Consider the following 8282-nt stretch of genomic DNA (forward strand, 5'->3'; position numbering starts at 1 on the left):
CGCGGTGTCACGGGCGTGGGGCTCAGCTCTCCGGCTGGGCCGCGGCCTTCTTCGTGGTCCGGCGACGCGGGGTCTTCGGCTCGGACGCGTCCGGAGCCTCGGCCGCCACGGCCTTCTTGGTCGTGCGGCGACGCGGCTTGGTCTCGGCGACGGTCTCGACCGCCGCCTCCACCAGCGCCTCGGCGGCCTTCTTGACGGTGCGGCGGCGCGGCTTGGCCTCGACCTCGGCCGTCTCGGCGACCGGGGCCTCGGCGGCCACGGCCTTCTTGGCCGTACGGCGACGCGGCTTCGTCTCGGCCTCGGCCTCGACGGCCTCGGCGGCCGGGGCCTCGGGGGCCACGGTGGTCGTGGCCTTCCTGACCACGCGACGGCGCGGCTTGACCTCGACCACGGCCTCGGCGGCCTCGGCCGGCTCCGCGACCGGGGCCTCGGGGGCCACGGTGGTCGTGGCCTTCCTGACGACACGACGGCGCGGCTTGACCTCGACCACGGCCTCGGCCGGCTCCGCGACCGGGGCCTCGACGGCCTTCTTGACCGTACGGCGACGGGGCTTGGTCTCCTCGACGGCCTCGACCGTCTCGGCGACCGGGGCCTCCGCGACCTTCTTCACCGTGCGGCGACGAGGAGCCGTCTTCGGCTCCTCCGCGACCGGCTCGGCGACGGGGGCCGCGGCGGCCTGGGCAGCCAGGACGCTCTCCACGGTCTGGAAGCCGATCTCGGGCTCCGTCGACGGACGCACCACACGGGCGCGGCGGCGCGGGGCGACGGGGGCCTGGGCCACCGGGGCCTCCGCGACCGCGACCGCGGCCTCGGGGGCCGACGAGCGGGTACGGCGACGGCGCTGCTTCGGCGCGGTCTCCTCGGCCGGGGCCGAAACCGGGGCCGGAGCGGCGGCCGGAACCGCAGCGGGAGCCGGAGCCTCGGCGGGAGCCGGGGCCGGGACCTCCGCCACCGGCGCGGCAGCGGCCGGGACGGTGGCCGGGCCGGCGCCCGGACGAGTACGGCGACGGCGGCGCGGCGTGCGCGGCGCGGTCGTCAGGTCGGCGTCCGCGGTCGCGGCGTCGACGGGGGTCGTCTCGACGGCCGGCGTCGCGGCCACGGACTCGTCCAGCGCCGAACCGCCGCGGGTGCGGCGGCGCTGACGCGGCGTCCGCGTACGGGCCGGACGCTCCTCGGCGCGCTCGACCCGGTCGCCGCGCTCGCCCCGGCCGGAACGGCCACGGCGGCCGCCCGGCTCGCCCAGGTCCTCGAGCTCCTCCGCGTCCAGACCCGCACGGGTCCGCTCGGCGCGGGGCAGGATGCCCTTGGTGCCCGCGGGGATGTCCAGCTCCTCGAAGAGGTGCGGGGAGCTGGAGTAGGTCTCGACCGGGTCGTGGAAGTCCAGCCCCAGTGCCTTGTTGATCAGCTGCCAGCGCGGGATGTCGTCCCAGTCCACCAGCGTCACCGCCGTGCCCTTCGCACCGGCGCGGCCGGTGCGGCCGACGCGGTGGAGGAACGTCTTCTCGTCCTCCGGCGACTGGTAGTTGATGACGTGCGTGACGCCCTCGACGTCGATGCCGCGCGCGGCGACGTCGGTGCAGACGAGCACGTCCACCTTGCCGTTGCGGAACGCGCGCAGCGCCTGCTCGCGGGCGCCCTGGCCGAGGTCGCCGTGGACCGCGCCGGACGCGAAGCCGCGGCGCTCCAGCTGCTCGGCGATGTCGGCCGCCGTGCGCTTCGTACGGCAGAAGATCATCGCGAGCCCGCGGCCGTTGGCCTGCAGGACGCGGGAGATCAGCTCCGGCTTGTCCATGGAGTGCGCGCGGTAGACGCGCTGCGTGATGTTGGCGACCGTCGCGCCCTCGTCGTCCGGCGAGGTCGCGCGGATGTGCGTGGGCTGCGACATGTAGCGGCGGGCCAGGCCGATGACCGCGCCCGGCATGGTCGCCGAGAACAGCATCGTCTGACGCTTCGCCGGAAGCATGTTGATGATCTTCTCGACGTCGGGCAGGAAGCCCAGGTCGAGCATCTCGTCCGCCTCGTCCAGGACCAGGGCCTTGACGTGGGACAGGTCGAGCTTCTTCTGGCCGGCCAGGTCGAGCAGTCGGCCGGGGGTGCCGACGACGATGTCGACGCCCTTCTTCAGGGCCTCGACCTGGGGCTCGTACGCGCGGCCGCCGTAGATGGCGAGCACGCGCACGTTGCGGACCTTGCCCGCGGTCAGCAGGTCGTTGGTGACCTGCTGGCACAGCTCGCGGGTCGGGACCACGACCAGCGCCTGCGGCGCCTCGGTCAGCTGCTCGGGCCGCGCGCGGCCGGCCTCGACGTCGGCGGGGACGGTGACGCGCTCCAGGATCGGCAGGCCGAAGCCGAGGGTCTTGCCCGTGCCGGTCTTGGCCTGGCCGATGACGTCGGTGCCGGAGAGGGCGACCGGGAGCGTCATCTCCTGGATGGGGAAGGGATTGACGATGCCGACGGCTTCGAGCGCTTCGGCGGTCTCGGGAAGGATCCCGAGCTCTCGGAACGTGGTAGTCAGGGTGCTGCCTCTTCTGTGAGACGCGGCGCGAGGCGAACGAAGGGGGTCGTACCGTGCCGCATCACTTCCGGCCGGATCGGGTGTGATCACAGTCGGGTGGCGCGGGACCACTGCCGTCGCTCGAGCGTCATGCCGCTGAGGGCCCCTCCCGCATGTGCGCTGGGAGGGCTGTCGGGTCGGAGCCAGCCGGGCCACCGACCGGGCATCCTCATTCATGAGCCGGCCCACCGAGTACGGGCGAACATGCGAAAACTTGTCTGCATACTCGGCAGGCGCTTTACCACTGTACCCCCTAATCGCGCAGGCGTGTCGGGAGAAATGGTGGGGAGTGCGAGGTCACAGTGACTGACCAGGGGCTTCGGGACCTTCCACGGGGCGGGGAGCGGGCTATTGTGCGGTCCATGGAGACGCCTGACAACGCCGAGAACGCCGAGACCCGCGACGAGGCGGAGACCCCCGCCGAACACACCGGGATCGCCGCCCAGGACTGGGCCGCCGCGTCCGCCGAGCCGCAGTACCGCGCCGCGGTCGTCGACCTGCTGGGCGCGCTGGCCTACGGCGAGCTCGCGGCCTTCGAGCGGCTCGCCGAGGACGCCAAGCTCGCCCCGACGCTGGCGGACAAGGCGGAGCTGGCGAAGATGGCCTCCGCCGAGTTCCACCACTTCGAGCAGCTGCGGAACCGGCTGACCGCGATCGACGAGGACCCGACCGCGGCCATGGAGCCGTTCGCGAAGGCGCTCGACGACTTCCACCGGCAGACCGCTCCGTCGGACTGGCTGGAGGGCCTGGTCAAGGCGTACGTGGGCGACTCGATCGCCAGCGACTTCTACCGCGAGGTCGCGGTGCGGCTCGACTCCGACACCCGCGGCCTTGTGCTGTCGGTGCTCGACGACACCGGGCACGGCAACTTCGCCGTGGAGAAGGTGCGTGCCGCGATCGACGCCGACCCGCGGGTCGGCGGCCGGCTCGCGCTGTGGGCGCGGCGGCTGATGGGCGAGGCGCTGTCGCAGGCGCAGCGCGTCGTCGCGGAGCGGGACGCGCTGTCGACGATGCTGGTCGGCGGGGTGGCCGACGGTTTCGACCTGGCCGAGGTGGGCCGGATGTTCTCCCGGATCACCGAGGCGCACACCAAGCGGATGGCCGCGCTGGGTCTGGCGGCGTAACCACGCCGAAGTGCGGCCGCTTTCACCGGGGTTGCCCCACCGTCCTCTCACACCGCCGCTGAGCGGCGCAGCCGGCGGTTCGCCGGGCGCAGGAGCAGCGAGAGCAGCACCGCCGCGACGGCGAGCGCGCCGACCAGTGTGGCCGTGACATGGCCGGGGCCGAGCGCGCCGTGGGCGAGCAGGGCGCCGAACACGGCGCCCAGCGAGCCCGTCGTCAGCACGGCTCCGCGGACGGGGAGGCGGTCGGGCATCCGGTGCACGGCGCCCCAGGCCAGGGCCAGTCCGAGCAGCGCGGCTCCGAGAGCTTCCAGGATCACGGCGAATCACCTCGCGTGCGGGGCGGGGCGGGCAAAACGGTCAACGCTCGTCCTACCCGGGGCGCCCGGAAGGCAATCCTCCCCATCGCGTGTGCACACGACGAAAGGGCCCGGCGGTCGCCCGCCGGGCCCTTCTCATGTCACCTCGTCGGCTCAGAGCGCGCCGAAGCCCACCCGACGCGTCGCGGGCTCGCCGAGCTCCACGTAGGCGATCCGGTCCGCCGGGATCAGGACCCTGCGGCCCTTCTCGTCCGTCAGGCTGAGCAGCTGCGCCTTGCCGGCCAGCGCGTCGGCCACCAGGCGCTCGACCTCCTCGGCGGACTGCCCGCTCTCCAGAACGATCTCCCGGGGCGCGTGCTGCACGCCGATCTTGACCTCCACGGCTATGTCCCTCCGAACGGTCAGTGATGCGCGATCCCCGCGCCGTACGCTGCACAGATTAGCCCGGTACGGGGACGTGCCACGGCCGCTCGGAGAACGCCAGGAGCGAACAGCCCGGCGCCGGCCCGTCGGGTCAGTGGCCCTCGGCGCTCAGGTGCTGCTCCGCGCCGTGCAGCGGGAAGCCGGCGATGCCGCGCCACGCCAGCGAGGTCAGCAGCTGCACCGCCTTGTCGCGCGGGATGCCGGAGCCGCTGTTCAGCCAGTAGCGGGCGACCACCTGGGACACGCCGCCGAGGCCCACCGCGAGCAGCATCGACTCGTCGGTCGACAGGCCGGTGTCCTCGGCGATCACCTCGGAGATCGCCTCGGCGCACTGCAGGCTCACCCGGTCCACGCGCTCGCGCACCGCGGGCTCGTTGGTCAGGTCGGACTCGAAGACCAGCCGGAACGCGCCGCCCTCGTCCTCCACGTACGCGAAGTAGGCGTCCATCGTCGCGGCGACGCGGAGCTTGTTGTCATTGGTGGAGGCGAGCGCCGTCCGCACGGAGTGCAGCAGCGCCTCGCAGTGCTGGTCGAGCAGGGCCAGGTAGAGCTCGAGCTTCCCCGGGAAGTGCTGGTAGAGCACCGGCTTGCTGACACCGGCGCGCTCGGCGATGTCGTCCATCGCGGCGGAGTGGTACCCCTGCGCGACGAAGACCTCCTGGGCGGCTCCGAGGAGCTGGTTCCGTCGGGCTCGGCGCGGCAGGCGCGTGCCCCGCGGGCGCGCCGCCTCTGTCTGCTCGATGGCGCTCACGCCGCCTCCCAAGTTCGATCCATGCGCGCTGTGGCGTCGCGCCCGCCATCGTACGTTTCGGTAACCCGGCTGTGCGCCGTGCGGACTGAGAATTTCACGGACCGGACGCCCAGGACAGTCGTTGATTCAACGTTAAACACGTTAAACAATGTCAAACGGAGCAAATCAGCGGTAGTCGTCCTCGTCCAGCGTCACGACCCGTGCCTGCTCGGCCGCGTCGCCCTCACTGGCGCGGTCCTTGTCGATGTGCGTCAGCCGGTCGTCGGCGCGTTGCTGCAGTTCGGCGTGCTGTTCGGCGGCGTCGGCCTCGGGGATCTCCTCGTCCAGCACTGCGGCCTCAGCTTCCTCTGCATCCTCGGCGAATGTGTCGGGTTCGGACGGATCGACGGTCATCAGGTTCCTCTCGGGGGCGTCCGATGGATCCCTCTCCTACGAGCCTAGGAGCATGCGGGGTCCCCCGCACGCGACGCCGGGCCGAACCTGTGACGCCACACACACGCGTCCCGGCGTGATCGTCTCGTAATATCGCTGCCATGTCTTCGACCGAGCTCCCGGAAACCCGGACCGTCGCCCCCGCCTCGCGGGCCCGCGAGGTCCGGGTCGCCGAGGGGGAGGAGCTGCGCTCCGTGGCGCTGCCCGGGCTCACGCTCACCGTCCGGGCCCGGCCCGCCGTGCGCGCCGGCCTGCCGCCCGCGCTGTACGTGCACGGCCTCGGCGGCTCCTCGCTGAACTGGTCCACGATGATGCCGCTGCTCGCCGACAAGGTCGACGGCGAGGCCTTGGACCTGCCCGGCTTCGGCGACTCGCCGCCGCCGGACGACGGCAACTACTCGGTCACCGGACACGCCCGCGCCGTCATCCGTTATCTCGACGCGGCAGGCCGGGGCCCGGTCCACCTGGTCGGCAACTCGCTCGGCGGCGCCACGGTCACCCGCGTCGCCGCCGTCCGCCCCGACCTGGTGCGCACCCTTACTCTCGTCTCGCCCGCGCTGCCCGAAGTGCGCGTCCAGCGCAGCGCCTGGCCGACCGCGCTGCTCGCGCTGCCCGGCGCGGCCCCGCTGTTCGCCCGGCTCACCCAGGACTGGACGCCCGAACAGCGCGTTCGAGGAGTACTCGGACTCTGTTACGGAGACCCCGGACGGGTGACACCCGAGGGCCTGCGACACGCCGTGGAGGAGATGGAGCGCCGGCTGGAGCTCCCCTACTTCTGGGACGCCATGGCCCGCTCCGCCCGCGGCATCGTGGACGCGTACACCCTCGGTGGCCAGCACGGACTGTGGCGGCAGGCCGAGCGGGTGCTCGCCCCGACGCTCCTCGTCTACGGCGGACGCGACCAGCTCGTCTCGTACCGTATGGCCCGCAGGGCGGCCGCGGCGTTCCGCGGCTCGCGGCTGCTGACCCTGCCGGAGGCCGGGCACGTGGCCATGATGGAGTATCCGGATACGGTCGCGGCGGCCGTCCGCGAACTGATCGACGACAACGACGGCGGGAGCTGACCCGGGGTGGGACGACACAGTCGTAAGGGCCCCGCTCCCCAGCCCGAACCAGGGGAGCCGAAAGCGGCGGGGCCCGGCTCGGGCCGCCGCCGCCACGCCGCCGGCACGGCCACCGAGACGCCGCCGCACGGCACACCGCAGTACGGCACGCCGCCGCACGGGACGCCGCAGCACGGCACCGGCCAGTACGGCACCCCGCCGCACGGGACTCCTCAGTACGGGACCCCCGCCCACGGCACGCCGCAGTACGGAACGCCCGCGCACGGCACTCCCGCGTACGGCCGGGCCCCCGGCCCGTACGGCGGCGCCCGCCCCGGCGCCGAGGTGCGCGGCGGGCACCCCGAGCACCCCGAAGGCGCCCCGCAGCCCCAGCGCTACGGCGACTGGCAGGGCACGCCTCGCCGCGCCGCCCCGCAGGGCCCCTCGCCGATACCGGCACAGCGGCACCGGCCCCGCCCCGAGGACCTCGCGGCCTTCGACGCCGACCCGTCTCCCGATTCCGGCTTCGACGCCGACGAGCAGCCCGAAGCCGAGAGCAGGAAGGGCCGGGCCGGCCGTACCCTCACCGGCGTCGCGGCCGCCGCCGTCACCACCGTGCTCGCCGTCGTCGTCGCCGGCCAGGTCATCGACCCGGACACCCGCTCCTCCGCCGAGCGGGCCGTCGGCGAGACCGGACGCGCCGTCGAGGGCACCGACGGGAACCGCTCCGACCGCTCCGACGACCGGGCCACGCCGTCGCAGCAGGTGCCCGCGGCGCCCGCGGTGCCCGCGCCGCCCACGTACGAACAGCTGATGACCCGCCAGTTCCCGATCGACCCCAAGCTCAAGGGGTCCGGGGGCTTCGAGGCCGTGCCCGGTTTCGACAAGGCCCCCGGCAAGGGCGACAAGATCCGGTACCGGGTGGACGTCGAGAAGGGCCTCGGGCTCGACCCCGAGCTGTTCGCCCAGGCCGTGCAGCTGACCCTCAACGACCGGCGCAGCTGGGCCGGCAAGGGCGCGATGACCTTCGAGCGGATCTCCAGCGGCGACCCCGAGTTCGTCATCACCCTGGCCAGCCCCGGCACCACCGGCGAGTGGTGCGCCAAGTCCGGCCTGGACACCACGGTCGACAACGTCTCCTGCGACTCCGCCTCCACCCAGCGCGTGATGATCAACGCCTTCCGCTGGGCACAGGGCTCCGAGACCTTCGGCCCGAAGGCCATGCACCCCTACCGGCAGATGCTCATCAACCACGAGGTCGGCCACCGGCTCGGCCACGGGCACGTCACCTGTCGCACCGAGGGCGCGCTCGCCCCGGTGATGCAGCAGCAGACCAAGTCCCTGGACATCGACGGCGTCAGGTGCCGCCCCAACCCCTGGGTGCATCCCGGGGGTTGATCTCCCCATGGCCTGACGGAGCGTAGTCGCGGAGCCTCGTACCGCGACGGAACGCGACCGCGGTGGGAAAGTCACGCGCATTCACCCCTTCCGGTGGGGGGGGGGGGGGGGGGGGGGGGGGGGGGGGGGGGGGGGGGGGGGGGGGGGGGGGGGGGGGGGGGGGGGGGGGGGGGGGGGGGGGGGGGTGGGGGGGGGGGGGGGGGGGGGGGGGGGGGGGGGGGGGGGGGGGGGGGGGGGGGT

General features: G+C 73.7%; 8 protein-coding genes. 3 read left to right on the forward strand and 5 right to left on the reverse strand.

All coding sequences use genetic code 11. The features are described 5' to 3' along the window. Window positions 1-22: 22 nt before the first annotated feature. The gene (locus ACGFMM_RS04485) at window positions 23-2422 is read right to left on the reverse strand and encodes a DEAD/DEAH box helicase (RefSeq protein ID WP_393643050.1); all 2400 of its coding nucleotides are present in this window, start codon (window positions 2420-2422) and stop codon (window positions 23-25) included. A gap of 494 nt (window positions 2423-2916) precedes the next feature. Here ACGFMM_RS04485 and ACGFMM_RS04490 point away from each other — a divergent pair, with 494 nt between their 5' ends. Continuing rightward, window positions 2917-3678 (forward strand): ferritin-like fold-containing protein, encoded by a 762-nt coding sequence (locus ACGFMM_RS04490; protein ID WP_393643052.1) that lies wholly within the window; start codon window positions 2917-2919, stop codon window positions 3676-3678. 47 nt (window positions 3679-3725) lie between these two features. Here ACGFMM_RS04490 and ACGFMM_RS04495 read toward each other — a convergent pair whose 3' ends face one another. The 4 genes from ACGFMM_RS04495 to ACGFMM_RS04510 form a co-directional block, all read right to left on the reverse strand. Further along, a complete protein-coding gene (locus ACGFMM_RS04495) occupies window positions 3726-3995 on the reverse strand; it encodes a hypothetical protein (RefSeq protein WP_393643054.1) in 270 nt (89 codons plus the stop codon). 153 nt (window positions 3996-4148) lie between these two features. Then, on the reverse strand, window positions 4149-4376 hold the full coding sequence (locus ACGFMM_RS04500; RefSeq protein WP_393643056.1) for a DUF3107 domain-containing protein: 228 nt from the start codon (window positions 4374-4376) through the stop codon (window positions 4149-4151). A 133-nt stretch (window positions 4377-4509) separates the two neighbouring features. After that, the gene (locus tag ACGFMM_RS04505; protein WP_393643058.1) at window positions 4510-5169 is read right to left on the reverse strand and encodes a TetR/AcrR family transcriptional regulator; all 660 of its coding nucleotides are present in this window, start codon (window positions 5167-5169) and stop codon (window positions 4510-4512) included. 165 nt (window positions 5170-5334) lie between these two features. Further along, complete coding sequence (locus tag ACGFMM_RS04510) at window positions 5335-5562, reverse strand: hypothetical protein (protein ID WP_393643059.1); 228 nt, start codon at window positions 5560-5562, stop codon at window positions 5335-5337. A 140-nt stretch (window positions 5563-5702) separates the two neighbouring features. On the opposite strand from ACGFMM_RS04510, the gene ACGFMM_RS04515 reads away from it, so the two are divergent. Next, a complete protein-coding gene (locus ACGFMM_RS04515) occupies window positions 5703-6665 on the forward strand; it encodes an alpha/beta fold hydrolase (protein WP_393643061.1) in 963 nt (320 codons plus the stop codon). Window positions 6666-6671: 6 nt separating this feature from the next. Then, window positions 6672-8042 carry a DUF3152 domain-containing protein gene (locus tag ACGFMM_RS04520; RefSeq protein WP_393643063.1) on the forward strand — a complete coding sequence of 457 codons (1371 nt, stop codon included), beginning with the start codon at window positions 6672-6674 and terminating at the stop codon, window positions 8040-8042. Window positions 8043-8282 lie beyond the last annotated feature (240 nt).

The sequence above is a fragment of the Streptomyces sp. NPDC048604 genome, from assembly GCF_043199435.1.
Classification (GTDB): Bacteria; Actinomycetota; Actinomycetes; order Streptomycetales; family Streptomycetaceae; genus Streptomyces.

Bases quoted from the DNA above. Each gene is read 5' to 3' on its own strand.
- ACGFMM_RS04490 (WP_393643052.1), top strand. From the start codon at position 2,917: ATGGAGACGCCTGACAACGCCGAGAACGCCGAGACCCGCGACGAGGCG.
- ACGFMM_RS04515 (WP_393643061.1), top strand. From the start codon at position 5,703: ATGTCTTCGACCGAGCTCCCGGAAACCCGGACCGTCGCCCCCGCCTCG.
- ACGFMM_RS04510 (WP_393643059.1), bottom strand. From the start codon at position 5,562: ATGACCGTCGATCCGTCCGAACCCGACACATTCGCCGAGGATGCAGAG.
- ACGFMM_RS04485 (WP_393643050.1), bottom strand. From the start codon at position 2,422: ATGACGCTCCCGGTCGCCCTCTCCGGCACCGACGTCATCGGCCAGGCC.